The 25,780-nt window shown below is 71.6% G+C and carries 28 protein-coding genes and 1 tRNA gene; 15 read left to right on the top strand and 14 right to left on the bottom strand.

Annotated elements, in window-relative coordinates:
- Positions 1-2: 2 nt before the first annotated feature.
- The 4 genes from J5V16_RS13070 to J5V16_RS13055 are packed head-to-tail and all read right to left on the bottom strand — an operon-like array spanning position 3 to position 3,074.
- Positions 3-650: an NUDIX hydrolase gene (locus tag J5V16_RS13070; RefSeq protein WP_208496722.1), complete on the bottom strand. Its 648-nt coding sequence runs from the start codon at positions 648-650 to the stop codon at positions 3-5.
- Positions 647-1,207 (bottom strand): TlpA family protein disulfide reductase, encoded by a 561-nt coding sequence (locus tag J5V16_RS13065; protein WP_208496721.1) that lies wholly within the window; start codon positions 1,205-1,207, stop codon positions 647-649. Before J5V16_RS13065 ends, J5V16_RS13070 begins: the two co-directional genes overlap by 4 nt.
- Positions 1,204-1,989, bottom strand: coding sequence for an endonuclease III (nth, locus tag J5V16_RS13060; RefSeq protein ID WP_208496720.1), 786 nt, complete (start codon positions 1,987-1,989; stop codon positions 1,204-1,206). The genes J5V16_RS13065 and nth overlap by 4 nt, the downstream gene beginning before the upstream one ends.
- Positions 1,986-3,074, bottom strand: coding sequence for a S8 family serine peptidase (locus J5V16_RS13055; protein WP_208496719.1), 1,089 nt, complete (start codon positions 3,072-3,074; stop codon positions 1,986-1,988). Before J5V16_RS13055 ends, nth begins: the two co-directional genes overlap by 4 nt.
- 324 nt (positions 3,075-3,398) lie before the next feature.
- On the opposite strand from J5V16_RS13055, the gene J5V16_RS13050 reads away from it, so the two are divergent.
- The 5 genes from J5V16_RS13050 to J5V16_RS13030 all read left to right on the top strand — a co-directional run bounded on the left by J5V16_RS13050 (position 3,399) and on the right by J5V16_RS13030 (position 9,459).
- Positions 3,399-5,777, top strand: coding sequence for an SseB family protein (locus J5V16_RS13050; RefSeq protein WP_208496718.1), 2,379 nt, complete (start codon positions 3,399-3,401; stop codon positions 5,775-5,777).
- A complete protein-coding gene (locus J5V16_RS13045) occupies positions 5,774-6,139 on the top strand; it encodes a hypothetical protein (RefSeq protein ID WP_363527232.1) in 366 nt (121 codons plus the stop codon). The genes J5V16_RS13050 and J5V16_RS13045 overlap by 4 nt, the downstream gene beginning before the upstream one ends.
- A 265-nt stretch (positions 6,140-6,404) precedes the next feature.
- Complete coding sequence (locus J5V16_RS13040) at positions 6,405-7,562, top strand: Gfo/Idh/MocA family protein (RefSeq protein WP_208496716.1); 1,158 nt, start codon at positions 6,405-6,407, stop codon at positions 7,560-7,562.
- Positions 7,559-8,650 carry a dihydrodipicolinate synthase family protein gene (locus tag J5V16_RS13035; RefSeq protein WP_208496715.1) on the top strand — a complete coding sequence of 364 codons (1,092 nt, stop codon included), beginning with the start codon at positions 7,559-7,561 and terminating at the stop codon, positions 8,648-8,650. Before J5V16_RS13040 ends, J5V16_RS13035 begins: the two co-directional genes overlap by 4 nt.
- Positions 8,647-9,459 carry a sugar phosphate isomerase/epimerase family protein gene (locus J5V16_RS13030; protein WP_243901158.1) on the top strand — a complete coding sequence of 271 codons (813 nt, stop codon included), beginning with the start codon at positions 8,647-8,649 and terminating at the stop codon, positions 9,457-9,459. The genes J5V16_RS13035 and J5V16_RS13030 overlap by 4 nt, the downstream gene beginning before the upstream one ends.
- Positions 9,460-9,591: 132 nt before the next feature.
- Here J5V16_RS13030 and J5V16_RS13025 read toward each other — a convergent pair whose 3' ends face one another.
- The 3 genes from J5V16_RS13025 to J5V16_RS13015 are packed head-to-tail and all read right to left on the bottom strand — an operon-like array spanning position 9,592 to position 11,179.
- A complete protein-coding gene (locus J5V16_RS13025) occupies positions 9,592-9,939 on the bottom strand; it encodes a VOC family protein (RefSeq protein WP_208496714.1) in 348 nt (115 codons plus the stop codon).
- A gap of 33 nt (positions 9,940-9,972) precedes the next feature.
- Positions 9,973-10,722: a class F sortase gene (locus J5V16_RS13020; RefSeq protein ID WP_208496713.1), complete on the bottom strand. Its 750-nt coding sequence runs from the start codon at positions 10,720-10,722 to the stop codon at positions 9,973-9,975.
- Complete coding sequence (locus J5V16_RS13015) at positions 10,706-11,179, bottom strand: hypothetical protein (RefSeq protein ID WP_208496712.1); 474 nt, start codon at positions 11,177-11,179, stop codon at positions 10,706-10,708. Before J5V16_RS13015 ends, J5V16_RS13020 begins: the two co-directional genes overlap by 17 nt.
- A 236-nt stretch (positions 11,180-11,415) precedes the next feature.
- Between J5V16_RS13015 and J5V16_RS13010 the strand changes: the two genes are divergently transcribed.
- The 3 genes from J5V16_RS13010 to J5V16_RS13000 are packed head-to-tail and all read left to right on the top strand — an operon-like array spanning position 11,416 to position 14,078.
- Positions 11,416-11,895 carry a 4Fe-4S binding protein gene (locus J5V16_RS13010; RefSeq protein WP_208496711.1) on the top strand — a complete coding sequence of 160 codons (480 nt, stop codon included), beginning with the start codon at positions 11,416-11,418 and terminating at the stop codon, positions 11,893-11,895.
- Positions 11,892-12,413 carry an NADH-quinone oxidoreductase subunit J family protein gene (locus tag J5V16_RS13005; protein ID WP_208496710.1) on the top strand — a complete coding sequence of 174 codons (522 nt, stop codon included), beginning with the start codon at positions 11,892-11,894 and terminating at the stop codon, positions 12,411-12,413. Before J5V16_RS13010 ends, J5V16_RS13005 begins: the two co-directional genes overlap by 4 nt.
- 21 nt (positions 12,414-12,434) lie before the next feature.
- Positions 12,435-14,078, top strand: a complete 1,644-nt coding sequence (locus J5V16_RS13000; protein WP_208496709.1) for a DUF885 domain-containing protein — start codon at positions 12,435-12,437, stop codon at positions 14,076-14,078.
- Positions 14,079-14,132: 54 nt separating this feature from the next.
- Here J5V16_RS13000 and J5V16_RS12995 read toward each other — a convergent pair whose 3' ends face one another.
- Positions 14,133-15,014: a CHAD domain-containing protein gene (locus J5V16_RS12995; protein WP_208496708.1), complete on the bottom strand. Its 882-nt coding sequence runs from the start codon at positions 15,012-15,014 to the stop codon at positions 14,133-14,135.
- Positions 15,015-15,160: 146 nt separating this feature from the next.
- Positions 15,161-16,309, bottom strand: coding sequence for a lytic polysaccharide monooxygenase auxiliary activity family 9 protein (locus J5V16_RS12990; RefSeq protein WP_208496707.1), 1,149 nt, complete (start codon positions 16,307-16,309; stop codon positions 15,161-15,163).
- A gap of 189 nt (positions 16,310-16,498) precedes the next feature.
- Between J5V16_RS12990 and J5V16_RS12985 the strand changes: the two genes are divergently transcribed.
- Positions 16,499-16,948 carry a peroxiredoxin gene (locus tag J5V16_RS12985; RefSeq protein WP_208496706.1) on the top strand — a complete coding sequence of 150 codons (450 nt, stop codon included), beginning with the start codon at positions 16,499-16,501 and terminating at the stop codon, positions 16,946-16,948.
- A gap of 32 nt (positions 16,949-16,980) precedes the next feature.
- Here J5V16_RS12985 and rdgB read toward each other — a convergent pair whose 3' ends face one another.
- Together rdgB and rph are read right to left on the bottom strand one after the other, a co-directional pair.
- On the bottom strand, positions 16,981-17,565 hold the full coding sequence (gene rdgB / locus J5V16_RS12980; protein WP_208496705.1) for an RdgB/HAM1 family non-canonical purine NTP pyrophosphatase: 585 nt from the start codon (positions 17,563-17,565) through the stop codon (positions 16,981-16,983).
- Positions 17,562-18,290, bottom strand: coding sequence for a ribonuclease PH (gene rph / locus J5V16_RS12975; protein WP_208496704.1), 729 nt, complete (start codon positions 18,288-18,290; stop codon positions 17,562-17,564). The genes rdgB and rph overlap by 4 nt, the downstream gene beginning before the upstream one ends.
- Before the next feature lie 89 nt (positions 18,291-18,379).
- Here rph and J5V16_RS12970 point away from each other — a divergent pair.
- A tRNA-Leu gene (locus J5V16_RS12970) sits at positions 18,380-18,461 on the top strand.
- A gap of 38 nt (positions 18,462-18,499) precedes the next feature.
- Here the strand turns inward: J5V16_RS12970 and J5V16_RS12965 are convergent.
- Together J5V16_RS12965 and katG are read right to left on the bottom strand one after the other, a co-directional pair.
- Positions 18,500-19,612, bottom strand: a complete 1,113-nt coding sequence (locus J5V16_RS12965; protein ID WP_208496703.1) for a sulfite oxidase — start codon at positions 19,610-19,612, stop codon at positions 18,500-18,502.
- A 185-nt stretch (positions 19,613-19,797) separates the two neighbouring features.
- Positions 19,798-22,008 carry a catalase/peroxidase HPI gene (gene katG, locus J5V16_RS12960; protein ID WP_208496702.1) on the bottom strand — a complete coding sequence of 737 codons (2,211 nt, stop codon included), beginning with the start codon at positions 22,006-22,008 and terminating at the stop codon, positions 19,798-19,800.
- 240 nt (positions 22,009-22,248) lie between these two features.
- On the opposite strand from katG, the gene J5V16_RS12955 reads away from it, so the two are divergent.
- Positions 22,249-22,467: a hypothetical protein gene (locus tag J5V16_RS12955; RefSeq protein WP_208496701.1), complete on the top strand. Its 219-nt coding sequence runs from the start codon at positions 22,249-22,251 to the stop codon at positions 22,465-22,467.
- Between the two features lie 14 nt (positions 22,468-22,481).
- Here J5V16_RS12955 and bcp read toward each other — a convergent pair whose 3' ends face one another.
- On the bottom strand, positions 22,482-22,955 hold the full coding sequence (bcp, locus tag J5V16_RS12950; protein WP_208496700.1) for a thioredoxin-dependent thiol peroxidase: 474 nt from the start codon (positions 22,953-22,955) through the stop codon (positions 22,482-22,484).
- Between the two features lie 254 nt (positions 22,956-23,209).
- Here bcp and J5V16_RS12945 point away from each other — a divergent pair, with 254 nt between their 5' ends.
- The 4 genes from J5V16_RS12945 to J5V16_RS12930 are packed head-to-tail and all read left to right on the top strand — an operon-like array spanning position 23,210 to position 25,747.
- A complete protein-coding gene (locus tag J5V16_RS12945; protein ID WP_208496699.1) occupies positions 23,210-23,905 on the top strand; it encodes an energy-coupling factor ABC transporter permease in 696 nt (231 codons plus the stop codon).
- On the top strand, positions 23,902-24,240 hold the full coding sequence (locus J5V16_RS12940) for a PDGLE domain-containing protein (RefSeq protein WP_208496698.1): 339 nt from the start codon (positions 23,902-23,904) through the stop codon (positions 24,238-24,240). The genes J5V16_RS12945 and J5V16_RS12940 overlap by 4 nt, the downstream gene beginning before the upstream one ends.
- Positions 24,237-24,998: a cobalt ECF transporter T component CbiQ gene (gene cbiQ / locus J5V16_RS12935; RefSeq protein WP_208496697.1), complete on the top strand. Its 762-nt coding sequence runs from the start codon at positions 24,237-24,239 to the stop codon at positions 24,996-24,998. The genes J5V16_RS12940 and cbiQ overlap by 4 nt, the downstream gene beginning before the upstream one ends.
- Positions 24,995-25,747, top strand: coding sequence for an energy-coupling factor ABC transporter ATP-binding protein (locus tag J5V16_RS12930; protein ID WP_208496696.1), 753 nt, complete (start codon positions 24,995-24,997; stop codon positions 25,745-25,747). Before cbiQ ends, J5V16_RS12930 begins: the two co-directional genes overlap by 4 nt.
- The last annotated feature ends 33 nt before the right edge of the window (positions 25,748-25,780 follow it).

Below are 25,780 nucleotides of genomic sequence, written 5' to 3'. Positions count from 1 at the left end.
GTTCAGTGCCGTTCGAGCTCCATCGTCCGGCCGGTGTCCCAGGGGCGGGTCCAGCCGCCCAAGTCCAGGAGCCACGACAGTACCCCGGCGGTGAAGCCCCAAATCAAGGGCACGCCTTCGATCTGGAAACCGGGGCCGCTGCGCCCCGAGGGGAAGGTGACGGTGCCGCGGGAGGCCGGGTCGGCCAGGAGCGGCAGCGGGACCTGGTGCGCGGCCGCGACTTCGGAGGCCGCCTGCGGCGCGACCAGGTGCGGGCGCGTCCACAGTGCCAGGACGGGCGTGACCGCGAAGCCGGACACGGGGATCCAGAGTTTCGGGAGGGACCGGCCGACGGCCACCGAGTCCGGGTTCACGGCGAGTTCTTCGGCGGCTTCGCGCAGGGCGGTCGCGGCCGCGTCGGCGTCGCCGGGTTCGGTGCCGCCGCCGGGGAACGCGACCTCGCCGGGGTGGTGGCGCAGGGTCGCGGCCCGCTGCTGGAGCAGGACCGAGGGGCCGTTCTCGTCGTCCCGCAGGAGCACGAGAACGGAAGCGGTGCGGGCGTCGGCCTCCTCGTAGGCGAGGAGGTGGTCGGCGATGACGCGGCCGATCACGGGCGGCTGCGCCTCTTCGGCCGCTTTCAGCAGCGGCGGCCACCAGTCCGGTTCGTTCATGCGAGCTCCAGCCCGAACGCGGTCTCGGCGGTCTCGGTGAGGATCTCGGTGGTGACGCCCGGTTCGGCCACGAGCGCGGCGACCGTGCCGTCCGGGTTCACGAACGCGACGCCGGGCAGACCCGGCACGCCGAGTCCGATGCGAACGGCCTCTTCGGGATCGAACACGGAAGGAAAGGTCATGCCGAACTCCTCGGCGAAGGAGCGGCCCATGTCGCGGGTGTCGGCGGTGTCCACGCCGAGCACGTCGACCTGGTCGCCGTGCGCCTGGTAGAACGCCTCGACCTCGGGGGCCTCCGCCTGGCACGGCCCGCACCAGCTGGCCCACAGGACCACCACGAGCGGCCTCTCACCGGGACCGACCGAGGTCGGCGCCTCGTCGCCGAGGCAGTCGAGGTCGAGGTCGCCGACGCCGTCGATCGCGGTGGCGCCGGAGGCGCACGCGACGGACCAGGTCGGTTCGGGCGCTTCGGCGGTGCCGCCCGGCGCGGCCGGGGACTGGTTCGAGCAGGCGGCCGAGAGGAACAGTGCCGCGGCGGCGGTCAGGACCTTCTTCATCGGTTCACCGCGTCTTCGATGCCCGCCAAGCGGATCAGCTCCTCGACGTTGTCGCCCTTGAGGAGTTTCGCGGCCTCGGCGGGGTCGGTCGGGCCTTCGCCGTAGGAGGGGCAGATCGAGGCCAGCGTGCACGCGCCGCACGCGGGCTTGCGGGCGATGCAGACGCGGCGGCCGTGGAAGATGATCCGATGCGAGAACATGGTCCACTCGCGCGGCTCGACGAGCTTCTGGAGCTGGAACTCGAGCTTGACCGGGTCCTTGCCGTCGACCAGGCCGAGCCGGTTCGTGATGCGGATCATGTGGGTGTCGACGGTGATGCCGGGGACGCCGAAGGCGTTGCCGCGGATCACGTTCGCGGTCTTGCGGCCGATCCCCGGGAGCTTCACGAGGGCCTCCATGTCCTCCGGGAGCCGGCCGTCGTGGTGCTCGACGAGGGCCTTGCCGAGGCCGATGATCGACTTCGCCTTGTTGCGGTAGAAGCCGGTGGGCCGGATGATCGCCTCGACGTCCTCGGGGTTCGCCTCGGCGTAGTCGGACGCGGAGCGGTACCGCTTGAAGAGCGCGGGCGTCGTGAGGTTGACGCGGACGTCGGTGCACTGCGCCGAGAGGATCGTGGCGACCGCGAGCTCGAGCGGGTTGGTGTAGTCGAGTTCGCACTTGGCGTCCGGGTGGGCCGCCGCGAGCAGGCGGTCGGCTTTGCGGGCCCGGCGCTTCTTCGCCAGTTCGCTCTCGGTTCCCTTGCTGCGGGTTCTCGGAGCCCGGCGGGCGTCGGCGGCGGTCACCCCGCCATGGTACGCGGGCGGCCGGGCAGCCGGCCGCCGCTGCGGGTGCCGCGTCCGCCGCGCAACAGCAGCGCGGACATGCCGATGAGGCCGCCCCCGGCTGCCGTCGCCGCCGCGCTCCACACCGGGGAGAGCTGGGGCTCGGCGGGCTGCGCCGGCCGCGGCAGGACCTCGGTCGCGACGGCGGCCGCCACGTCGACGATGCCTTCGCCGAGGGCCGGGTCGCCCGCGGTCGCGGTGCCGGTGAGCGCGCGGCGCACCTGGTCGGCGCTCCAGTCCGGGTGCGCCGAGCGCACCAGGGCCGCCGCGCCCGAGACCACCGCGGAGGCGAACGACGTGCCGGTCACGGACTTGTACCCGCCCCCGGCCCGGGGCGCGTCCAGGTTCGCGCCCGGCGCGGCCAGGTCGGTCTCCGCGCCGGTGACGGCGGTCCGCCAGCGGTGCCCGTGCTCGTCGGAGCCGGTCACCGCGAGCACGTCCGAGACGCGCGCGGGGAACCACACGTCCTCGTCGGGGAGGTCGGCGTCCTGGTTCCCGGTGCAGGCCACGATGAGCACGTCGTGCCGCTCCGCGTACGCGATCGCCGCGGCGAACGGAGGCGAGTCGTAGTGGCCGCCGAGGGAGAGGTTGACGACGTCCGCGCCGTTGTCGACGGCCCACTCGACGGCCGCGCCGACCATCGCCGAGTCGTGGTACCGGTTCTCGTCGTCGAGGACCCGGACCGGCAGGATAGCCGCGTCCGGGGCGACGCCCGGGTGCCGCGACTCGGTGCTCCCGGCGATGAGCCCGGCGACGGCGGTGCCGTGCCCGACCGGGTCGGCCTGGCCGAACGCCCGCTCGTAGACCGGCCCGGGATCGGAGCCGAATGCGAGGAGGCGCGGCTCGTCGCCGGGGTCCACGTCGACGTAGCTGCGGCCGGGGAGGACCCGGCCTTCGAGGGCGGGGTGGTCGGCGTCCACTCCCGAGTCGACGACGGCGACCGTGACGCCCTCGCCGGTCGCGACCGGCCACGCCTCGGGGGCCCGGACGGCGGCGAGGTGCCAGGCGACGGGCGCGGAGGCGCGGCCCGTGTGCGCTGAGAGCAAGAGCGCCAACAGCGTCGAGCACAGACAGGCGAGAACGTAGCGTGCAGAGCGGTCCCACATGAGAACCGGATCGTCACACAGCGACAGGCCCACAGCGTGGGAATGACACACGTTCTCCTTTATGAATTCGTTATTCTCGCCCTACTGACGGAAACTTGACAACCCCCTCGCGTTACGGTGACGATCGCGAGGGGACACCGCGTTCTCTCGACACGCTCGGCGAAGCTTGCGAGCCGCAGACGAGCGGCCTCGGCGAAGCTTGCGAGCCGTACATGTGCAAGGCCCCATCCAGGACCGGTAGGGGGGAAGGGCTGAGTGGGATCGATGTGGGAACCCAGTAACGAGATCGAGCACCGCCTCCGGGAGGCACTGCGAGGCGAGGACCAGGACGGATACTTCCGCATCCTGGCGCAGATCGAACTCGTCCTCCCACTGTCCTATGAGGACTCCAACGGTGCGGGAGCGGACACCTGGGCCACCTGGACCACCGACGACCGCACCCACATCCTCGCCTTCACGTCCGAGTCCGCGCTCCAGGTGTGCCTGCGCGACAACGCCGGCGCCTCCCGCCGCGTCTCGTTCGCCGCGCTCGCCGAGGCCTGGCCCGACGAGGAGTGGTGGCTCGCCGTCAATCCCGGCCTGCCGATCGAGGGGTACCTCCCGGCCTGGTTCGTATCCCAGGTCGCGCAGGGCATGACCACCGTTCCGGCCGACCCGGCACCCGTCCCGGAACCCGCCGCCGACCAGTACGGCGACACCTTTTCCTCTGGGCCGCAATCGTCTCCGTTCGCGGCGGCGCAGTCGGACCCGTTCGCGAACCCCATGGCCCCGGCCCCTGAGCAGCGCCGCGAGAGCTTCATGCCCCCGGCCCCGCCGGTGCCCGACGTGCCGCCCGCGCCGCGCCGCTCCTCGGATCTGAACGGCACCGCGCAGCAGCAGTCCACCGTCGGCGGCACCACCTCGGCGGGCCTGCCGCTGCGGCAGCCGCCGCGCGACCCCGAGGCGCCCGAGGCCGACCCGTTCAACGGGCACTCGTTCGCGTCCCAGCCGCCGCCCGAGCCCGAGCCGCCCCGCTCGCAGGGGTTCGGCTCCCAGCCCCGCGGCGCGGGCTCCCCGCCCCGCGAGTTCGGCTCGCAGCCGCAGGGCTACGGCTCCCCGTCGCCGGCCTACTCGCAGCCGCCTGCCCCGCAGGGCTTCCCGGCCGACGCGCAGTGGCCGAACCCGCAGCAGGACCAGTGGCCCGACGCGCCGGACTGGCTGCGCGAGCAGCAGCCCGACCCGTCCACGCTCCCGACCCGCTCGCCCGCGCCCCCGACCGGCGCGCCCGAGCCGTACCCGGCGGGCGAGTCCTTCGGGAACGCGGGCGCGTTCCAGGGCGGCGACTCGTTCGGCAACGACGCGTTCGGCGGCGAGGCCTTCGGCTCCGAGCCCCAGCGCTCCGCCGAGGCCTTCGCGTCCATGTCGAGCGCGTTCGGGCGACGCCCCGCCGAGCCCGAGCCGCAGCCCAGCGCCCAGGCGCAGGGCCGCCCCGTCGAGCTCTCCGGCGAGGAGGCCGAGCCGCTGCTCGCCGCAGCCGCGTCCTCCGGCGACACCGCCGCGTTCCTGCAGACCCTGCTGTGCGCCAGCGTGATCCTGCCGATCGGGGACCCCGAGGCCGCGCACCTGCGCGTCGGCGACCCGGCGTTCCGGTGGTCGAGCGACATCGTCGACGGCAACATCGGCATCACCGTCTACACGACGACTGAGCGCATGGCCGAGCGCGCGGGCGAGGACCTCGCCCACACGGTGGTCCCGTTCGGCTGGCTCATCCAGCACTGGCCCTCGCAGGACTACGCGCTCTACGTCAACCCGGGCACCTCGGTGGGCGCCAACATGAGCGGCCCCGAGATCGAACCCCTCATCAAATGGGCCGAAGCGAAGGACCTGCTGGCCTTCGCCACCGAGATGGAGCAGCGCCAGGCCGCGGCAGCGCGCGCCAACTCGCCCGCGCACAAGGTCCAGCCGGTCCTGTGGCAGAAGACCATCCCGCACCAGCAGGTGCCGTTCTACCTCGAGCGCGGCTACGACCGCGTCGGCGGCTTCGTGCACCCGGCCGGGGCCGTGGAGCACCTGCGCACGCCCGCGCAGCTGTACCTCGCGCTGGGGCTCATCCGCTCCAGCGAGGAGTTCAGCCCCGCCGACGACTCGGTGCACGTCCTGCGCTGGATCGGCTACCGCACCGACCTCTACCCGGTCGCGCTGGGCGGCAACGACTACGCGACGGCCGAGGCGCGCGGCGGCACCGTCGTCGAGCCCGGCCCGTTCCGCGGCGACGGGTTCGCGCCCTCCGAGGGCGACGAGCGCATCCCCGAGCACAAGGTCGACTCGGTGCGGCTCCCGCACGGCGCGAAGATCCTCCGGATCGACTCGCGCGGCGAGGTCACCGAGATCGCGCTCTACGACGCCGACTCCCGCGAGTGGACCCCGGTCGACGGCGCCTTCGGCGGCCCTGCGGCCATCGAAGCCTCCGCGACCCCGGCGCTGCCGTCGTCGCCCTCCGCGCCCGCGCCGAGCGGCCCGATGGGCGAGGCCTACGGCTACGAAGGCGCGCTCGGCGAGGCCTGGGGCGACGCCGACGGCCACTACGACCTGGTGCGGCCCAACCCCGAAGACCGGGCCGCGCACGTGCTCGACACCCGCGACCGGGAATGGAAGGACGCCTGATGCGCGACGGCTACATCGCCCGCTGGAAGGGCGCCGAGTACGACTCGAGCCCCGACGGGGCCCACGTGCGGCTCTACTCGCCGACCGGCGGCGACGGCTTCGTGGAGGTCGCCGACGGGCGGTTCCGCCGCGGTGTGCCGATCGGCGAGCTCGAGGACTTCTTCTACGTGCGCACGATCGCGACCTGGCGGGACGAGCCGTTCTTCGTGCTCGGCGCCTCGGGGGAGTGGCTGCGGCTCGAGTACCGCGGCGGCCGCAGCGACGTGGCCCGCGCGCTCGGGCTCGAGCCGTACGACAACGGCGTGTACCAGATCTGGGCGCCCGCGGACGAGGTCAAGGACATCAGCGAGCAGTACCTCTAGGGCTGTTCGACGCGAGCCCCGGCCGTTTGCGGCCGGGGCTTTTCCGTGTCCGGACCCGGCCCGAATCCCCACTCTCCGAACGCGATGTGACCGGTCCGGCGAAACTGTGAGGAGACCGCTTTCACATAGGTGTCGTTTGATGTATAGTTCAGGAAACAAAGAAAGCGTTTGCCTCGCCTTTCGGCGAAGCGTGCGAGCTGTAAACGGGCTCAGTTCGCGGCGGACGCTTCCGCAGCCACGTCGGCAAGGTCTGGAGCACTTCCCTATGGCAGAGAGAATCACCGTCGGCATCGCCCTCAACGGGGTGACCGGTCGCATGGGCTACCGGCAGCACCTCGTGCGCTCACTCCTCGCCATCCGCGAGCAGGGCGGCGTCGAGCGCGCCGACGGCAGCGTGATCTGGCCCGAGCCCACCCTGGTCGGCCGCAGCGCCGAGAAGCTCGCCGAGATCGCCGACCGCCACGGCCTCGACAAGTACACGACCAGCCTCGACGAAGCCCTCGGCGACGACAAGATCGACGTCTACTTCGACGCCCTCACCACCCAGCACCGCCTCGCCGCCGTCAACTCGGCCATCAAGGCGGGCAAGCACGTGTACACCGAGAAGCCCATCGCCACCAACCTCGACGACGCCCTCAACCTGGCCCGCGCCGCGCGCGACGCCGGCGTCAAGAACGGCGCGGTCGCCGACAAGCTGTACCTCCCCGGCCTGCGCAAGCTCAAGCGACTCGTCGACTCCGGCTTCTTCGGGCGCGTCCTCTCCGTGCGCGGCGAGTTCGGCTACTGGGTCTTCGAAGGCGACTGGCAGGAAGCCCAGCGGCCGTCCTGGAACTACCGCGCCGAAGACGGCGGCGGCATGGTCCTCGACATGTTCCCCCACTGGTCCTACCTCCTCGAAGGCACCTTCGACTCCCCGATCAAGTCGGTCTCCGCCCACGTCACCACCCACATCCCCGAGCGCTTCGACGAGCAGGGCCAGGCCTACGCCGCCACCGCCGACGACGCCGCCTACGCCCTCTTCGAACTCCAGGACGGCACCGTCGTCCAGATGAACTCCTCCTGGGCCACCCGCGTCGACCGCGACGAACTCGTCGAGTTCCACGTCGACGGCACCGAGGGCTCGGCCATCGCCGGCCTCCGCAAGGCCCGCGCCCAGCACCGCGTGCACACCCCCAAGCCGGTCTGGAACCCCGACATCGACCAGCCCATCCCCTTCCGGCAGCAGTGGCACGAGGTGCCGGACAACGAGGTCTTCGACAACGGCTTCAAGATCCAGTGGGAGGAGTTCCTGCGCCACGTCGTGGACGACGAGCCGTGGCACCACGACTTCCTCGCCGCCGCCCGCGGCGTGCAGCTGGCCGAGGCCGGCTACCGGTCCGCCCGCGAAGGCCGCCGCATCGAACTGGAGGACCTGGACCTGTGACCCGCGAGTTCACCTCCCGCGTCATCTACTCCGCCGCCCACGTGGTCGCGGACCCGCTGGCGGACAACGGCCCCGGCCGCCCCGCCGCCGTGGACTGGGACGCCACCCTCCGCTACCGCCGGCACCTGTGGGACCTCGGCCTCGGCATCGCCGACGCCATGGACACCGCCCAGCGCGGCATGGGCCTCGACTGGGAGGCCACCAAGCAGCTCATCCGCCGCTCGGCCGAGGCCGCCGGACCCGACGACCTCCTCGCGTGCGGCGTCGGCACCGACCAGCTCCCGGCCGCGCCGACCACCATGGACGAGATCCGCGCGACCTATCTCGAGCAGCTCGCCGTGGTCGAGGACGCCGGGGCGGGCACGATCCTGATGTGCTCCCGGGCGCTGGCCGCGAGCGCGAAGGGCGCGGACGACTACAAGGCCCTCTACGCCGAACTCCTCGGCGAGGTCAGCGGCAAGGCGATCCTGCACTGGCTCGGCCCGATGTTCGACCCGGCGCTCGAGGGCTACTGGGGCTCCTCGGACCTCGAGGCGGCCGCGGACACGTTCATCGAGATCATCACCGAGAACGCGGCGAAGATCGACGGCATCAAGATGAGCCTGCTCGACGCCGAGGCCGAGATCGCGGTGCGCCGCCGGCTCCCCGAGGGCGTGCGCTGCTACACCGGCGACGACTTCAACTACCCGCGCCTCATCGCCGGGGACGAGTTCGGTCACTCCGACGCGTTGCTGGGCATCTTCGACCCGCTCGCGCCGCTCGCCGCGAAGGCCGTCAAGCGCCTCGACGAAGGCGACGTGGCCGGCTTCCACGCGATCCTCGACCCGACGGTGCCCCTGGCGCGCAAGGTCTTCGAGGCCCCGACGTTCAACTACAAGACCGGCGTGGTGTTCCTGGCGTGGCTCGGGGGCTACCAGGACCACTTCAAGATGGTCGGCGGGCTCGAGTCGGCGCGCTCCGTCAAGCACTTCGGCGAGATCGTCGACCTCGCGCTCGAAGTGGACCTGTTCCCGGACGAGAACCTGGCGATGGACCGGTTCAACGCCCTGCTCAAGGTCGCCGGCCAGCCGAAGCGGACCCTCGCATGAGCATCATGGAGCGGTTCTCCTTCAACCACGCCACCGCGAAGTTCTGGGACCAGCGCGAGGCCGTCGAAGCCTGCGCACGCACCGGTTCCGGTATCGGGCTGTGGCGCGAGCCGGTGCAGGAGATGGGCCTCGAAGCGAGCGCGAAGCTCGTGAAGGACGCGGGAGTCGAGGTCACCAGCCTCTGCCGGGCCGGGTTCTTCACCGACCCGAAGCGTGAGGCGATCGACGACAACAAGCGGGCGATCGACGAGGCCGCGGCGCTCGGCGCCCCGACCCTCGTCCTCGTCTCGGGCGGCATCCCCGAAGGCGGCACGATCGACAGCGCTCGCGAGGGCGTCAAGGAGGCCCTCGCCGAACTCGCGCCGTACGCGGGCGAGCGGGGCGTGACCTTGTCGATCGAACCCCTGCACCCGATGTTCGCGAGCGACCGCTGCGTCGTGACGACGATCAACGAAGCGCTCGACCTCGCCGCGCCGTACCCGGCCGCGCAGGTCGGCGTCGTGGTCGACACGTACCACATCTGGTGGGACCCGCAGGTCTGGCAGGGCATCGCCCGGGCCGGGCACGAGGGCCGCATCGCCTCGTTCCAGTTCGCGGACTGGGTCACCCCGCTCCCGGCGGGCGTGCTGACCGGCCGCGGGCAGCTCGGCGACGGCTGCGTCGACTTCAAGCGCTACCTCGCCGAAGTGGACGCGACCGGCTTCGCCGGGCCGATCGAGGTCGAACTGTTCAACGACGCGCTCTGGGCCCGCCCGGGCGCGGAGGTCTTCCAAGAGACCAGGACCGCCTTCGAGCGGGTCCTGTCATAGGGCGCCGCGGGCGCGGCACCGGCTCAGCGGTTGGGCGAGCCGGGAAAGCGCCCGCGGTCGAAAGCCCCCTCGGTACACCGCGGGCGCTGGGTCGGCGGGGTCAAGCACCCGACCCGGCGCCCGCGGTCGCGTCTACCCGTGTCCCTGGGCGACGCAGAACTCGTTGCCGTCCGGGTCCGTGAGGACCGTCCACGAGAAGGCGCCGCCGGGGGCCTCGTGGTGCGAGACCTCAGCGGCGCCCGCCTCGACGAGGCGCGCGATCTCGGCGTCGGCGTCCGAGGTCACGAGGTCGAGGTGGATGCGGCCGGGCTCGGTGCCCGCGACGAACTGGAAGGCGAGGCCGGTGCCGTCGCCGAAGCCGACCATGACGTACTCGCCCCAGTCGGCGGTGATCTCGCCACCGAGCGCGGCGCGCCACCACTCGGCGAGCTCCTTCGGCCGGTCGGTGTTGACGGTGACGTTCGCGATCTTCAAACCCATGCGCGCGAAGATAACCGAGGGGTCCGACACTCCCTACTCGAAATGGTCGCGGCCGTGCAGGGGGCGGTCGCGGTCCTTTTCGGTGGCGTCGCGGTGGCCGGTGTAGGCGGCGAAGACGACGAGGTTCTCGGTGTAGTCGCCCGCTCTGCGGTCGAAGGCGCCGCCGCAGGTGATGAGGCGCAGGGCCGGTTCGGGCTCGACGCCGAAGACGTCCTCGTAGGGGAGGCGCCGCTTGGCGTAGGACTCGATCGCGGTCACCTCGTAGGCGACGACGACGCCGTCCTCGCGGGTGACCTCGATGCGGTCGCCTTCGCCGAGTTCCTTGAGCGGGTAGAAGACCGCGGGGCCGGAGCGCTCGGTGTCGACGTGGCCCATGAGGACGGTGGGGCCGAACTCGCCGGGGGTGGGGCCGGCCTCGAACCAGCCGGCCTCGTGGGGGCGCCACATGCCGGGGACCTCGAAGTCGCCTTCATAGTCGAGGCCGAGCGCCGTGAGCGGGGCGTGGACGTCGACCGCGTCGATGTCGACGCGGGTCGGTTCGGAGCGGTCGAGCCAGGCGCCGCCCGCGGGGTCGGCGACGGCGAACGGGTCGTCGCGGAAGGGGCTCTCGAAGCGCGGCAGCTCGATCGCGGGGAGGGTCAGGACGCTGCCGAGCATGAGCCCGAGGCCGCCGGCGAGCACGAACGAGAGCGCGACGAAGGCCACCGGCCGGAACGCGGGTTCCGGCCGGTGGACGGATCGCTCGGGCGAGGCGTCGCCCGCCGGTTCAGGCGGCAGTGACATTGCTGCGGCGCTTGAGCAGCCAGAGGCCCGCCGCGGCGACGAGCACCGCTGCGGCGCCCGTCCAGAGCACCGCGGTGGTCGCCTGCGAGGCGGTCGAGCCGCCGCCGGTCGCCGCGCCGGTTCCCGAGGTCACCGTGAACTTCGTCGCGGCGGTGTCGGAACCGCAGGTCACCGTCACCGTGTACGTGCCGGGCTTCATCTTCTCCGTGACGGTGAAGCTGCCCTGGGCGTTGTTGTTGTTCTTCGGCAGCTTGAAGCTCGTGTCGGTGTTCTCGACGTCGCCGGTCGCGTCCATGTCGCAGTCCGACGCGAGCACGTCCACGCGGGTGCCCACGGCGCCCGCCGTCGGCGAGAGCGTGACGGTGACGGCCGCGTTCGCCGGAGCGGCGGTGAGCGCGAGCACGAGCGCGGCGCTGAGGGTCAAGAGCATCCCTCGGATGGGCTGCGGCATTCGCATGGGCACGGTTCCTCCCCGGACGGCGCCGGGTCGCGCCCGGCACGTGACGTGTCGATGGCTCACGGTAACGGCTCTTGTGGACGCACCAGGCGGTTTCACGGGAAACCCGGCCCGCTCGGCCACGCCTGGGGAGTCGGGAATCGGACCCCGACGCAGCCGCGGAGCCGACCGCATTTCAGCCGCGAACCGCGGCTCGGGGTCTGGAAAACACCGCCGTCATCTGCCACCATGAGGTCATGAGGCTTCCCGGGAGCGGACTGGTCAGCGGTCTCGCGCAGACCGCGCGCACCGCCGCGCGCCGCGCCGTCACGAGCCAGTACCCCGAGAACGAGCCCGAGCTGCCCGAGCGCAGCCGCGGTGTGATCGCCCTCCACGAGCCGAGCTGCACCTCCTGCATGCTGTGCGCCCGCGAATGCCCCGACTGGTGCATCTACATCGACTCCCACAAGGAGACCATCGAGGTCGAAGGCGCGGCCCGTCCGCGCCAGGTGAACCTCCTCGACCGCTTCGACATCGACTTCTCGCTATGCATGTACTGCGGGATCTGCGTCGACGTGTGCCCGTTCGACGCCCTGTTCTGGGCCCCCGACTTCGCTTACGCCGAAGGCGACATCCGCGACCTGCTCCACGACAAGGAGCACCTGGGGGAGTGGCTGGGGAACGTGCCGGAAGCCGCCAAGACCGAGGCCGTGAAGGCCGACGAGGCCGCCGAGTGACCCTCGCCGACGTGCTGCTGCTGGCCTTCGGGCTCCTCGCGCTCGGCGCCGGGCTCGCCGTCGTCACCACGAAGCGGATCGTGCGGGCCGGGCTGTGGCTCGCGGTCGCGTTCGCCGGGATCGCCGGGGCCGCGCTTGTGCTCACCGCCGAGTTCCTCGCGTGGGTGCTCGTGCTCGTCTACGTCGGCGCGATCGTGGTCCTGCTGCTGTTCGCGACCATGCTCACCAGGGCCCCCACCGACCCCTCGGACGACCTCGACCGGGCGAGGCTCCCCGGCGCGCTCATCGCCGGCGGCGTGGGCCTCGGCCTCGCCGCGGTCGTCACCGGCGCGTTCGGCTGGACCCGGGCCGGGCTCGGCGAGCGCGAGAGCGGCGGCGCGGCCGTCATGGGCGAAGCGGTCTTCGCGGACTGGGTGCTCCCGTTCGAAGTGCTGTCGCTCCTGCTCCTCGCCGCGCTGGTCGGAGCGGTCGTCGTCTCTACCCGCCCGAGCAACAATCACGTAACGAAGGATTACTAGCCGCGCGGTAAGCTGACGGCCATGACCTCACCGATATTCGCTCTCGCCGACGAGTACACCACCGCGTACGCCCGGCTCCACCCGATGTTCGCCGGGTCCGCCGGCATCAAAGGCGACTTCGGCGTCGCCACCGACTTCAGCCCGGACGCCGTCGCCGAGCGCGCGAAGCTCGACGCCGACACCCTCGCGAAGCTGAACGCCCTGGATTCGACCGGCCCGGCCGACGACCTCGCCCGACTCCACATGGCCGAGCGCCTCGAGGTGAGCGCCGCGCAGCACGAGGCCGGCGAGTGGCGCCGCGCCCTGCGCGTCCCCTACGGGATGCTCCAGAGCCTGGTGAGCTACGTCGACCTGGCCCCGCGCAGCACCGAGAACGACTGGCGGCTCAACGTCTCGCGGATGCGCGCCATCCCCGAGATGCTCGCGACCTGGCGCCAGACCTTGAACGCGGGGATCGAGGCGGGCCAGACCGTCGCGCTCCTCCAGGTCACCGAGGGCGTCAAGCAGGCCCGGCGCAACGCCGAGTCCCGCACCTTCGACAAGCACCTCAAGGCCTACGGCGACGGCCCGCAGGCCCGCGACCTGCGCGAGGCCGCCGAGGCCGCGTACCAGGCGTTCGCCGCCGCCGCCGACTACCTCGAGCGCACCTACGCCCCGCACGCCGCCGAGCAGGACGGCGTCGGCGAGGAGCGGTACCTCCTGGCGGCCCGCGCCACCCTCGGCGCGGTCCTCGACCCGCGCGACGCCTACGACTGGGCCTGGGAGGAGCTGCACCGCATCGAGGACGAGATGGCCGCCGAGGCCGACAACATCCTGCCGGGCGCGGGGCTCGACGAGGTCATCGCCCACCTGGACGAGACCCAGGCCGTCGGCACCCACGAGGAGTACCTGGCCTGGCTCGTGGAGAAGCACCAGAGCGCGCTCGAAGCGCTCAACGGCGTCCACTTCGACATCGACCCGCGCCTGATGAACCTCGACGTGCAGGTCGTGCACGGCTCCTCTGCCGGGTCGGCCTACTACACCGGCCCCAGCGAGGACCTGTCCCGCCCGGGCCGCACCTGGTGGCCCGTCGCCGAGCGCGAGACTTTCCGCACCTGGGGCGAGCTGACCACGGTCTTCCACGAGGGCGTGCCCGGCCACCACCTCCAGATCGGCCAGACCAAGGTCACCGGCGACGCCCTCTCCCGCTTCGCCAAGGTCTTCGGCTCGGTCTCCGGCCACGCCGAGGGCTGGGCGCTGTACGCCGAGCGGCTCTCGGACGAGCTCGGCTGGTTCACCGACAAGGGCAGCCGCCTCGGCATGCTCAAGGGCTCGGCCCTGCGCGCCGCCCGCGTCGTGATCGACATCGGCTGGCACCTCGACCTGCCGCTGCCCGCCGCCGAGGCGAAGCGCCACGGCGAGCGCTGGAACTTCGACGTCGCCCTCGAAGTGCTCAAGACTCGCGGCCGCATCGCCGAGCACCGCGCCTACCCGGAGATCGTCCGCTACGCGGGCTGGCCTGGCCAGGCCATCTGCTACAAGCTCGGCGAACGCGCCTGGGTCGCAGCCCGCGCCGAAGCGCAGGCCGCCGCCGGCGCCGACTTCGACCTGAAGGCCTGGCACACCCGGGCCCTCAACCTCGGCCCGATCGGCCTCGACAACCTCGCGTCGGTCCTGCGCGGCTGACGCGGAGAGGAACGGCCCCAAAGCAAGAATTTTGGGGCCGTTCCCCGTCCCGTGTCACTTCCAGCGTTCGGCCATGTCGGAGGCCGCCCGGTCGATGTCCTCGCCCAGCTGGTGCAGGTGCTGCTTCTCCAGTTCGGCGAGGCTCGCCGTGAGCCGGTCGGCCCGGTCCGCGCCCGGCAGCCGGGTCAGCCAGTTGCGGGCGATCACCGCCTGCCGGTACCGGTCGAGCAGGTGCTCGAGGTCGGCGACTCGCGAGACGATCTCCGCCCCGGTCGCCCCGAGCGCGGGCGCGGCCGCCTCGGCGAGGTAGTGCGCCTCCCGTGCCGCGATGCGCGTCTCGTCCCGCGCGAGCACGAGATCGGTGGCGTAGCTGAGCTTCCCGTACGTCTCGAGCAGATGGTTCTTGGTCTGCGAGAGGAATCCCATGAGCGAGGAGGCGGGCTTGTCGCCGTCGCGCGTGAACTGCGCGTGCTCGGTGAACAGCCGCACCTGCTCCAGCAGGACCGCCACCCACGTCTGCGACGCGACGCCCTCAGTGTCGAGGTACGATTCGCGCATCTCGTCCTCAAGGGCCCCATACCATTTGGGGTACTCGGGGGTCACGAGGCCGAGCTGGTCGAACCGGTCCGAGAAGTGGACGCGGAGCCGCTCCAGGTCCTCGGTGCGCTTCAACGCCTCGAGCAGGTGGTCGAGCTCCTGGCTGCGCGGCGGCGTCTTGGTGAACAGGTGCGAGTACCCGCGGATGACGGTGCGGAGCCGGTGGATGGTGACGCGCACGGCCCCGGCGGAGCCGGGCGCCTGCCGCTCGAAGGCCGCGATGGCGCGGTTGAGCGCGTCGACATGATCGGAGATGTAGGTGATGACGACGGTGCCGGCGCGTGTGGACGCCGTCATCGGCTCAGGCCCGGCGTCGGCCGGCGCTGCGGATGGTGACATGGCTCCTCCCCCCGGAAGACCTGCTGGCTCAAGTATTCCAGGCGGTCTCCGGAGGGAGGAGCGGAAGCGGCGATATTTCGATGTTCGTTCAGGTTCCGGCCTCGCGGCCGTCGCCGACGCGAATCACCGCGTTGTCACGGGCCTCGTCAAGCCGGCATGCAGTCCATCGCCGGCATCGACGACAGGCTGCCGGTGACATTGAAGCCGAAGGTCGCCGTCCCGCCCGCGGCGATGGTCGCGTTCCAGCCGGACGGGCCGGCCATCTGCATGTCGCCCATGGTGCTGATCGTGGTGTTCCACGAGTCCCGGATGGCGACGCCGGAGTTCGCCGGCCACAGCCAGTGGACCATCCAGTTCCCCATGGTCGAGGTGCCGGTGTTCTTGACCGTGATGTTCACCGTCGCGCCGCCGGACCACGAGTGGACCGAGGCGGTGGCGGTGCAGGCGCCCGTCGGGTTCCCGGTCGGAGTCGACGTCGGCGTGGAGGTCGGCGTCGAGGTCGGGGTCCCGGTGGGCGGGTTGACCACGCCGCCGTCGTTGCCCGGCAGGTCGGCGCCGGGGCGGATGCCGGTGATCTCGCCGTTGCCGCCGTCGAACTCGACGTCGGAGCAGGCGTAGAAGTTCTCGCCCGAGTCAGAGCGGACCCAGTGCGTGAACACGATGTGGTAGCCGCTGCGCTGGGGCAGCGTCATGTTCGCGTAGTAGTAGTGGTCGTTGGTTCCGACCCCGCCGTTCGAGGGCGGGTTGGAGATGGTCTGGAACTTCTCGAGGTCGTCCCAGCCGATCGGCTGCGACGGGTCCCAGCCGGCCTTCGTGATGTAGAGGTCGAAGCGGCCGGGGTGGTGCGCCCAGTTGTTGTAGCGCCATTCGACCGTCGCACCGGCGGTCACGTGCGTGCGCGGCCAGTTGCCCGGGTCGTTGAACGGCTCGAAGTCGTACGGGCCCTTGCCGTTGCCGTCGCACAGGCGGCCGTCGGGAATGTAGCCGACGGTCTGGCCCGCGCCGTTGGAGTCGAGGTTCCCGAACCAGTTGTAGAACGGGGTGGGGCCGACCTCGTCGAACGCGGCCTGGCAGGCCTCGTTGTACGGGTCGAGCGAGCCGTTCTGCGTGAGCGCGTCGAAGTAGCAGAAGTACTGGCGCGAGCCCGGGAATACCGTGGCGCCGTGGGCTTCCGCCTCGTCCCTGCTGAAGAGGCTCGTGATGGTCAGGGCCGCGACGGCGGCCAGGACCATCGACATGACGGCGGCGATGCGGCGGCGTCTGCCGCCCAGCGCCCCCGTGGCGGTGGTGGACATGGAATTACTCCTCTGACGTACATGGAGCGCTCCCAACCTGACTCGTACGGAGTCAAAGCGATCTTGTGGACTGCTGCCGACGATATCGTGATATTCGAGTGTATCTATATCGATTGCCGGAACGCAACGGTACCGGGCGCCCCGGCCGGGAACGGTCCGATCCCGGAGGTCGCGGATACACTCGGCCTCATGGACACCGGAGACACCGCACCCGCATTCACCCTGGACGACGAGACCGGGCGGCCGCGCAGCCTCGAGGAGCTGCTCGAGGCCGGCCCGGTCGTGCTCTTCTTCTACCCGCAGGCGATGACGGCGGGCTGCACTGCCGAGGCCTGCCACTTCCGCGACCTCGCCGCCGACTTCAAGGCCGTCGGCGCCACCCCCGTCGGCATCTCCCACGACTCGGTCGACCGCCAGGCGGCCTTCGCCGCCAAGCACTCCTTCGGCTACCCGCTCCTCTCCGACCCCGAGGGCAAGGTCGCCGAGGCCTTCGACGTGCGCCGCAAGCTCGGCATCGTCGCCACCAAGCGCAAGACCTTCGTCATCGGCGAGGACCGGACCATCCTGGGCGCGTTCAAGAGCGAGCTCAACATGAACGCCCACGCCGACAAGGCCCTGGAACTCCTCAAGGCCCGGTAAGCGAAAGAGGCGGCCCGCAGGCCGCCTCAGTGCTAGATCTTGGTCGCCAGTTCCCTGAACGCCTTCCCCCGGTGGGAGATCGCGTTCTTCTCCTCGGCCGAGAGCTCGGCGCTGGTGCGGTCGAACCCTTCCGGCGTGAACAGCGGGTCGTACCCGAACCCGTTGTCGCCCCTCGGTCCACGCCCGACCGTGCCGCGCATCTCGCCGTGGACGACGAGCTCGCGCCCGTCGGGCCAGACGATCGCGGCGGCGCACACGAACTTCGCGCCGCGCAGGTCGTCGGGCACGTCGGCGATCTGGTCGAGCAGCAGCGCGTTGTTCGCCGCGTCGTCCTTGGCGCTCCCGGCCCAGCGGGCCGAGAGCACGCCGGGCATCCCGTTGAGGGCGTCCACGGCCAGGCCGGAGTCGTCCGCGATGGTCGCGAGCCCGGTGTGCTTGACGCCGTCGCGGGCCTTCAGCAGCGCGTTCCCGGCGAAGGTCAGCTCGGTCTCGGGGGTCTCGGGGTAGTCGGCGACGGCGTCGAGGCCGACGAGCTCGACCTCGGGGGCGGCCGCGGCGAGGATCTGCCGCAGCTCGTCGATCTTCCCGGCGTTGCGGGTGGCGAGGAGGACCCTCATGAGGTCAGCAGGGTCCGGGCCTGCAGGCCGGCGAGCTCCTTGCAGCCCTTGACGGCCAGGTCCAGGAGGGTGTCGAGCTCGGCGCGGTTGAACACCGCCTCCTCGCCGGTGCCCTGCACCTCGACGAAGTCGCCTTCGCCGGTGCAGACCACGTTCATGTCGACCGACGCGGCCACGTCCTCCTCGTAAGGCAGGTCGAGCACCGGGACGCCGTTGACGACGCCGACGCTGATCGCGGCCACCGAGGTCGTGAGGATCTTGTCCGGCTTGCGCGCGATCTTCTGCTCCTTGAGCCAGTCCACGGCGTCGTGCAGGGCCACGTAAGCGCCGGTGATCGCGGCCGTGCGCGTGCCCCCGTCCGCTTGCAGCACATCGCAGTCGAGCGTGATCGTGTTCTCGCCGAGGGCCTTGAAGTCGATGCAGGCGCGCAGGGAGCGCCCGATGAGGCGCGAGATCTCGTGGGTGCGGCCGCCGATCTTGCCGCGGATCGACTCGCGGTCGGAGCGCGAGTGCGTGGAGCGCGGCAGCATCGAGTACTCGGCGGTCACCCACCCCTCGCCGGACCCGCGCCGCCACCGCGGCACGCCGGGCGTCACCGTCGCGGTGCACAGCACCCGGGTGCGGCCGAATTCAACGAGCACCGATCCCTCGGGGTGGTCGGTCCAGGATCGGGTGAACTTCACGGGGCGCAGCTCATCGGCGGCGCGCTTGTCAGGTCGAGTCATCCCCACCAGACTACGGGACCCCCGGAGGGTGTGAAACACTAGTTGCTGCCCGCGTGCCGGACCCACCCGGTACGCGTTCCAGGCGCTCCGCGCGAGTGGCGAAACTGGCAGACGCGCAGGATTTAGGTTCCTGTGTCCTCGGACGTGGGGGTTCAAGTCCCCCCTCGCGCACATCGAGAGGCCCCGATCGATCGGGGCCTTTTCCGCGTTCAGAGACCGGTGCAGTGGACCGGGACGCGTTGGACGAGGTTGTTGGCGAAGCCGCCGCGGTTCCAGGGCTGCTCGAGGGGTTGGGTGCGGCCCTCGGCGTCGGTGGCGCGGGCGCACAGGACGCGGGTGCCGATGGCGGCGGTCCAGGTGAAGTGCCAGCGGCGCCAGGCCCAGCGGTGGTCGTCGGACGCTTCAAGGGCAGCCGGGTTCCAGGTGTGGCCGTCGTCGGTGCTGACGTCGACGGCGGTGACGGGCGCGTGGCCCGACCAGGCGCGGCCCTCGAGCGTGTGGTCCCCGGGGCGGACGACGCGGGCGCGGGACATGAAGTCGGGGAAGCCGGGCGGGACCATGAGGGCGCGCGGGGCGATGCGGGCGACGGGCTCGCCCGGTTCGTCGGGCTCCTGCCGGAGGCGGTAGGCGGTGGCCTGCTGGAAACCCGTGAAGGACTCGGCGGCGACAGTGATGTCGCGCAGCCATTTGACGTGGGCCATGCCGTACCAGCCGGGCACGACGAGGCGGAGCGGACGGCCGTGCTGGGGCGGCAGCGGGGCGCCGTTCATGGCGTAGGCGACCAGGATCTCGGGTGCGTCGCCGGTGGCCGTCTCGATGGGGAGCGCGCGCTGGTAGTCCTGTTCGACGCCGCGCTCGATGCCGTGGTCGGCGCCGGTGAAGACCGCGTCGACGGCGCCGTCCCGCACGCCGGCCTCGGCGAGCAGCGCGCGCAGGGGCACGCCGGTCCAGTCGGCGGTGCCGACCGCTTCGACGAGCCAGGGCTGGCTCACCGGGCGGGGCGAGAGGAGGGCGCGGCCGTTCCCGGCGCACTCCATGGTGACCCGCGTGGTGACGGCCGCGTATGAGCGCAGCTCGTCCATGTCCAGCCGGAGCGGACGCTCGACGTGGCCGCCGAGCGTGAGCTCCCAGTCGCCGTCCTCGGCGTACGGGATGTCGTAATGCGTGAGGACGTAGTGCAGGCCGGGCGGGGTGAGGTCGTAGCGGAGGGCTTCGAGCGGAAGGCCGTGGTTGCGGGTGGCGAGCGACAGCTCGTCCCGGCCGATGCCCTCGCCGGGTTCGGCCAGGCGGGCGGGAGTGCTGATGTCCTCGAAGCGGACCACGTGCTGATCGTATCGCCCGGCAGCGGTCGATAGGCGTGCTCAGCGCAAAGGCCCGGCAAAGGATGCTCTGCGCTGAGCTGAGCACGGTCGCGGTCAGAGCAGGTCGTCGCGGCTCCGGCGAACGCCCGTCCCACGACCGGACGTGAAACCCCCGGCGGGCGTTCCGCCGGGGGCCTTTGTGCTGCTTACAGGTCGAAGCGGTCGAGGTTCATGACCTTGGTCCAGGCCCGGTTGAAGTCCCGGATGAAGTGGGACTCGGCGTCGTCGGCGGCGTACACCTCGGCGACGGCGCGGAGTTCGGCGTTGGAGCCGAAGACGAGGTCGACGCGGGACGCGGTCCAGAGGACCTCGCCGGTGGCCCTGTCGCGGCCCTCGTAGGTCTGGGCGTCCTGCTCGGTCGGCCGCCATTCGGTGTCGAGCGAGAGCAGGTTGCGGTAGTAGTCGTTGGTGAGCAGCCCCGGCCGGTCCGTGAGGACGCCGACGGGGGAGTCGTTGAAGTTCGCACCGAGGACGCGCAGGCCGCCGATGAGGACGGTCATCTCCGGGACGCTGAGGCCCAGCAGGTTCGCGCGGTCGACGAGCAGGTACTCGGCGGGGAGCGGGTGCTCCTTGCCGAGGTAGTTGCGGAAGCCGTCCGCGGTCGGTTCGAGCGGCGCGAACGACTCGACGTCGGTCTGCTCCTGCGTCGCGTCGACCCGGCCGGGCGTGAACGGGACCTCGATGTGGTGGCCGGCGGCCTCGGCGGCGCGTTCGACCGCGGCCGTGCCGGCGAGCACGATCAGGTCCGCGAGCGAGACCTTCTTACCGCGGCCCCGCGCGTTGAACTCCGACTGGACGTACTCGAGCGCGAACAGGACGGCCGCGAGCGACTCGGGTTCGTTGACTTCCCAGTCCTTCTGCGGCTCAAGGCGAATGCGGGCGCCGTTGGCGCCGCCGCGCTTGTCGCTGCCGCGGAACGAGGACGCGGAGGCCCAGGCGGCCGCGATGAGCTGCCGGCTCGAGAGCCCCGACTCGAGGATGCGGTCCTTGAGCGCGGCGATGTCGGCGTCGTCGATCGGCTCGTAGTCCGCGGCCGGGAGCGGGTCCTGCCAGATCAGCTGCTCGGCGGGCACCTCGGGGCCGCGGTAGCGGACGATGGGTCCGAGGTCGCGGTGGGTGAGCTTGAACCAGGCGCGCGCGAACGCGTCCGCGAGCTCGTCCGGGTGCTCGAGGAACCGGCGCGAGATCGCCTCGTAGACCGGGTCGAACCGCAGCGACAGGTCGGTGGTGAGCATCGTCGGCGCGTGCCGCTTCGACGGGTCGTGCGCGTCGGGCACGGTGCCCTCGCCCGCGCCGTCCTTGGGCTGCCACTGGTGCGCGCCGGCCGGGCTCTCCTTGAGCTCCCACTCGTAGCCGAACAGGATCTCCAGGAAGCTGTTGTCCCACTGGGTCGGCGTGTTCGTCCAGATGCCCTCGAGGCCGCTGGTGATGGTGTCGTTGCCCTTGCCGGTGCCGTAAGCGTTGGCCCAGCCCAGGCCCTGCGCCTCGAGCGGGGCGGCCTCGGGCTCGGGGCCGAGGTTCGATTCGGGCGCGGCGCCGTGGGTCTTGCCGAAGGTGTGACCGCCGACGATGAGGGCGACGGTCTCCTCGTCGTTCATCGCCATGCGCCGGAACGTCTCCCGGATGTCGTGGGCCGACTCGACCGGGTCAGGGTTGCCACCCGTGCCCTGCGGGTTCACGTAGATCAGCCCCATCTGGGAGGCCGCGAACTCGTCCTGGATCCGGCGGTCCTCGCCGCGGCGCTGGTCGTCGAGCCAGTCCGACTCGGGGCCCCAGTAGATGTCCTCGTCGGCCTCCCACGCGTCGGCGCGGCCGCCGCCGAACCCGAACGTCTTGAAGCCCATCGACTCCAGCGCCACGTTCCCGGTGAGGATGAGCAGGTCGGCCCAGGAGAGGCTGCGGCCGTACTTCTGCTTGACCGGCCACAGCAGCCGCCGCGCCTTGTCGAGGCTGATGTTGTCCGGCCAGCTGTTGAGCGGCGCGAACCGCTGCTGGCTGGTGCCCGCGCCGCCGCGGCCGTCGCTGATGCGGTACGTGCCCGAGCTGTGCCAGGCCATGCGGATGAACAGCGGCCCGTAGTGCCCGAAGTCGGCGGGCCACCAGTCCTTCGAGTCGGTCATGACCGCTTCGATGTCGCGTTTGACGGCGGGCAGGTCGAGCTTCTCGAAGGCCGCGCCGTAGTCGAAGTCCGCGCCGAGGGGGTTGCCGATCGGAGGGTTCTTCGCGAGGAGTTTGAGGTTGAGCCGGTCGGGCCACCAGCCGCGGTTGCCGCCGCCCTGGACGGGCAGCAGCGCGCGGCTGTGCCGCACAGGGCAGCCGCCGGCTTCTTGGTCGGTGCCTTCTTGCTTGGCAGACATGGGAATCCTTCCGCGAGGTCGCTTCGGGGAGCCCGGTGCTCGAGTGAGGGAGCCCCCTCTGAGGTCATACCATGACAATGTCAACCTATGCCGCGAATTGCCGCTGCGTGACGAGAGGCTCCAGGCGATCGCAGGGACGACCCGTTCGGGGGCAAACCGGACATCGATCGTTGTCGCCGCGTCCGGTCCGGTTCACCTCCGGTTCGCCTCCAGTACGCCTTCAGAGTGGACGGTCAATCCATGAACACTGCTGACGCCAGTGCCGCCACCGACCTCGAGCGGGTCGCCGCACTCGCCCTCGCCGTCCAGCGGTCGGGGCTCCTGCCGCAGGAGGAGCAGGCGGCCCTCCTCGACCGGTACCGGCGCCTGCGCGAGCACGTGCTCCGCACCGGCGGCGCCGAGACCGCCCGCCGCCTCCGCGAGATCGACGGCGCCGAACCCGCCCTCACCCGTCCCTGACCCGGAGCGGGCCGCTACTCCTCGAGGCCGAGCTGCTTCTTCAGGCGCGCGACGTGGCCGGTGGCCTTGACGTTGTACTGCGCGAGCTCGATGTCGCCCTGCTCGTCGATGACGAACGTGGAGCGGACGACGCCGACGACCGTGCGGCCGTAGTTCTTCTTCTCGCCCCATGCGCCGTACTCCTCGAGCACCTTGTGCTCGGGGTCGGACAGGAGCGGGAAGGTCAGGCCGTCGCGCTCGACGAACTTGGCCAGCGCGTCGGGTTCGTCGGGGGAGATCCCGAGCACCGCGTAGCCGGCGGCCTGGAGGCCGGTGAGGCTGTCGCGGAAGTCGCAGGCCTCCTTGGTGCATCCGGGCGTCATGGCCTTCGGATAGGCGAACAGGATGACCTTGCGGCCCTGGAGGCTCGACAGGGTCACCGGGTCGCCGGTGTCGGTGGTCAGCGTGAAATCAGGCGCCGTCTCACCTGGCTGAAGTCGTACGTTCACAGGTGGCAACCCTACCGGCCGTCCCTGACAATCGCCTGGGAGCGCGCTTGACGGTCCCTGTTCGGCAGTGTGCCGGTTCCCGACACTCCCCGGTCCGGGTTGACGGCGACAGACCGGCTATTGCAAAATGATTGCAATAGCCTGACAGCGGGCTGTTGATTCCACGCGTGGGCGCCTTGCATCCGGCAGGGCGACCGCCACACCTCCCGGCCCCGCCCCCAGGCCCACAACCAGTCGAAAGGCGGCACTTGCCCGTGTCAGACCTGGCGCTGCACATCCCAGTGGACGTCGTCAACGGACCGACCTCCCTCGCGTTCGCGCTCCTCGCCGCCATCGCCGTCGGCGCCTGCGTCGTCGTGTCCCGCAGGCACCTCGACGAGCGGCTCGTGCCGCTCGCGGGCCTCGCCACGGCGTTCATCTTCGCCGCGCAGATGCTCAACTTCCCCGTCGCCGCCGGCGTCTCGGGGCACCTCCTCGGCGGCGCGCTCGCCGCCGCGCTCCTCGGCCCCTGGCTCGGGGCGCTGTGCGTCACCGTCGTCATCGTCATCCAGGCGCTCCTGTTCGCGGACGGGGCCGTCACGGCCCTGGGCCTGAACGTGATGAACATGGCCGTGATCGCCGCGTTCACCGGCTACGGCGTGATCGTCCTGGCGCTCAAGGTCCTCCCGCGCACGCGCTTCGGCCTCGGCGTCGCGGTCTTCGCGGCCGCCGTCGTCAGCGTCGTGGCCGCCTCGGCCGGGTTCGTCCTCCAGTTCTGGCTCGGCGGCGAAGAGGTCGGCCAGTCCTTCGGGGCCATGGCCGCCGCCATCCTCGGCACCCATGTGCTCATCGGCATCGGCGAAGGCGTCATCACCGCCGGCGCCGTCACCGCGGTGGCGGTCGCCCGCCCCGACCTCGTGCACGCTCTGCGCGGCACCCCGCTCGCCCGGACCGCGAAGGAGTCGGTGTGAAGACCAAACGTTTCTGGATCGCCGGCGTCGTCGTCACGCTGGTCCTCGCCGGGTTCGTGTCCCTGTTCGCCTCGGCCTCGCCCGACGGGCTCGAATCGGTGCTCCTCACCGGCTGCGAGACCGCCGACGGGGAGATCACCGGCGGCGCCTGCGTCCTCCAGTCCGCGGGCGACCACGAGATCGGCGGCGTCTTCGCCGACTACGGGATCTCCTTCCTGGACAACGAGATCCTGGGCGCGTCCCTCTCAGGCGTCCTCGGCGTCATCCTGACGCTCGCGATCGCCACGGGCCTGTTCCGGCTCCTGGCGCGCGGCAGGAAGCGCGAGAACGCGTGAGCCCGGTCGACGGCCTCTACCGGCCGGGGGACTCACCGGTCCACCGGCTGCGGCCGCAGGTGAAGATCGTCGCGCTCGTCGCCTTCACCTGCGCCATCGCCGCCACCCCGCGAGAAGCGGTGTGGGCCTTCGGCGCCTACGCCCTGCTCATCGCCGGACTGTTCGCGCTCGCGCGCGTCCCGCTCGGCTGGGTGCTCTCCCGCAGCCTCGTCGAATCGCCGTTCCTGGTGCTGGCCTTGGCGTTCCCGTTCATGGTCGAAGGCCCGGCGGTCCACCTCGGATTCCTCACCGTCTCCGAACCGGGTCTGTGGGCCGGGTGGAACCTGCTCGCGAAAGCCACGCTCGGCGTATGGGCGGCCCTGGTCCTCGCCGCGACCACCCCGATCGCCGGGGTCCTCGCCGGGCTCTCGCGGCTGCGCTGCCCCGAGATCCTGCTCCAGATCACCGCCTTCGCGATCCGCTACGCGCACCTCACGGTGGCCGAGGTGACCCAGATGCGCCTGGCCCGCCTCGCCCGCTGCGACGACCCGCGCTTCCTGTGGCAGGCGGGCGCCCTCGCCCGCAGCCTCGGCGTCGTCTTCATCCGCTCCTTCGAACGCGGCGAACGCGTCTGGCAGGCCATGGCCGCCCGCGGCTACACCGGGCGGCTCCCGCTCGACGTCGGCCCCGCGCCCGCCGGCGCCCTGCAATGGTCCGCCGCGCTCGCCGCTCCCGCACTCGCGGCGGGCATCGCGGCCTGGGCGGCGGTGTTCGCATGAGCGCCTTGCAGATCAGCGGACTCGAGCACGTCTACCCGGACGGGCACCGCGCCCTCGACGGCGTCGACCTGGAAGTGCGCGAAGGCGAACGCGTCGCCATCCTCGGCCCCAACGGCGCCGGGAAGACCACGCTCATGCTCCACCTCGCCGGGCTCCTCACCGCCACCGCCGGAACCGTGTCGGTAGGGGAGGTCAAGGTGGAGAGGAAGACCCTCGCCGAGATCCGCCGCCGCGTCGGCATCGTCTTCCAGAGCCCCGACGACCAGCTGTTCATGCCCACCGTCGCCGACGATGTGGGCTTCGGCCCCGCGAACCTCGGCCTGCGCGGGCCCGAACTCGCCGCGCGCGTCGCGGCCGCGCTCGCCGACGTGGGCCTGAGCGACCTCGCCGACCGGCCCCCGCACCACCTCTCGGTCGGCCAGCAGCGCCGCGCCGCCCTCGCCGGCGTCCTCGCCATGCGCCCCGACATCGTCGTCTGCGACGAGCCGAGCGCCAACCTCGACCCGGCCGCCCGCCGCGACCTCGCCGCGATCCTGCAGGCCACCGCCCCCACGCTGCTGCTCGTCACCCACGACCTGCCGTACGCGCTGCAGCTGTGCGAACGGGCCGTCATCCTCGACGCCGGCCGCGTCGCCGCCGACGGCCCCACCGCCGAGATCCTCGCCGACACCGAACTGCTGCAACGGCACCGACTCGAACTCCCCTTCGGCTTCTCCCTGGAGACCGCGCTGGCGGCGATGCGGGCATAGCGAGGGACCGCAACCGCCCTCGAGACCCCGTCC

Source organism: Glycomyces niveus, assembly GCF_017592475.1.
Classification (GTDB): domain Bacteria; phylum Actinomycetota; class Actinomycetes; order Mycobacteriales; family Micromonosporaceae; genus Glycomyces; species Glycomyces niveus.
This window is presented reverse-complemented; position numbering and strand designations above follow the sequence as displayed.

Bases quoted from the DNA above. Each gene is read 5' to 3' on its own strand.
- J5V16_RS13070 (WP_208496722.1), bottom strand. From the start codon at position 650: ATGAACGAACCGGACTGGTGGCCGCCGCTGCTGAAAGCGGCCGAAGAG.
- J5V16_RS13065 (WP_208496721.1), bottom strand. From the start codon at position 1,207: ATGAAGAAGGTCCTGACCGCCGCCGCGGCACTGTTCCTCTCGGCCGCC.
- J5V16_RS13050 (WP_208496718.1), top strand. From the start codon at position 3,399: ATGTGGGAACCCAGTAACGAGATCGAGCACCGCCTCCGGGAGGCACTG.
- J5V16_RS13040 (WP_208496716.1), top strand. From the start codon at position 6,405: ATGGCAGAGAGAATCACCGTCGGCATCGCCCTCAACGGGGTGACCGGT.
- J5V16_RS13030 (WP_243901158.1), top strand. From the start codon at position 8,647: ATGAGCATCATGGAGCGGTTCTCCTTCAACCACGCCACCGCGAAGTTC.
- J5V16_RS13025 (WP_208496714.1), bottom strand. From the start codon at position 9,939: ATGGGTTTGAAGATCGCGAACGTCACCGTCAACACCGACCGGCCGAAG.
- J5V16_RS13020 (WP_208496713.1), bottom strand. From the start codon at position 10,722: ATGTCACTGCCGCCTGAACCGGCGGGCGACGCCTCGCCCGAGCGATCC.
- J5V16_RS13015 (WP_208496712.1), bottom strand. From the start codon at position 11,179: ATGCGAATGCCGCAGCCCATCCGAGGGATGCTCTTGACCCTCAGCGCC.
- J5V16_RS13010 (WP_208496711.1), top strand. From the start codon at position 11,416: ATGAGGCTTCCCGGGAGCGGACTGGTCAGCGGTCTCGCGCAGACCGCG.
- J5V16_RS13000 (WP_208496709.1), top strand. From the start codon at position 12,435: ATGACCTCACCGATATTCGCTCTCGCCGACGAGTACACCACCGCGTAC.
- J5V16_RS12995 (WP_208496708.1), bottom strand. From the start codon at position 15,014: ATGTCACCATCCGCAGCGCCGGCCGACGCCGGGCCTGAGCCGATGACG.
- J5V16_RS12990 (WP_208496707.1), bottom strand. From the start codon at position 16,309: ATGTCCACCACCGCCACGGGGGCGCTGGGCGGCAGACGCCGCCGCATC.
- J5V16_RS12985 (WP_208496706.1), top strand. From the start codon at position 16,499: ATGGACACCGGAGACACCGCACCCGCATTCACCCTGGACGACGAGACC.
- rdgB (WP_208496705.1), bottom strand. From the start codon at position 17,565: ATGAGGGTCCTCCTCGCCACCCGCAACGCCGGGAAGATCGACGAGCTG.
- rph (WP_208496704.1), bottom strand. From the start codon at position 18,290: ATGACTCGACCTGACAAGCGCGCCGCCGATGAGCTGCGCCCCGTGAAG.
- katG (WP_208496702.1), bottom strand. From the start codon at position 22,008: ATGTCTGCCAAGCAAGAAGGCACCGACCAAGAAGCCGGCGGCTGCCCT.
- J5V16_RS12955 (WP_208496701.1), top strand. From the start codon at position 22,249: ATGAACACTGCTGACGCCAGTGCCGCCACCGACCTCGAGCGGGTCGCC.
- J5V16_RS12930 (WP_208496696.1), top strand. From the start codon at position 24,995: ATGAGCGCCTTGCAGATCAGCGGACTCGAGCACGTCTACCCGGACGGG.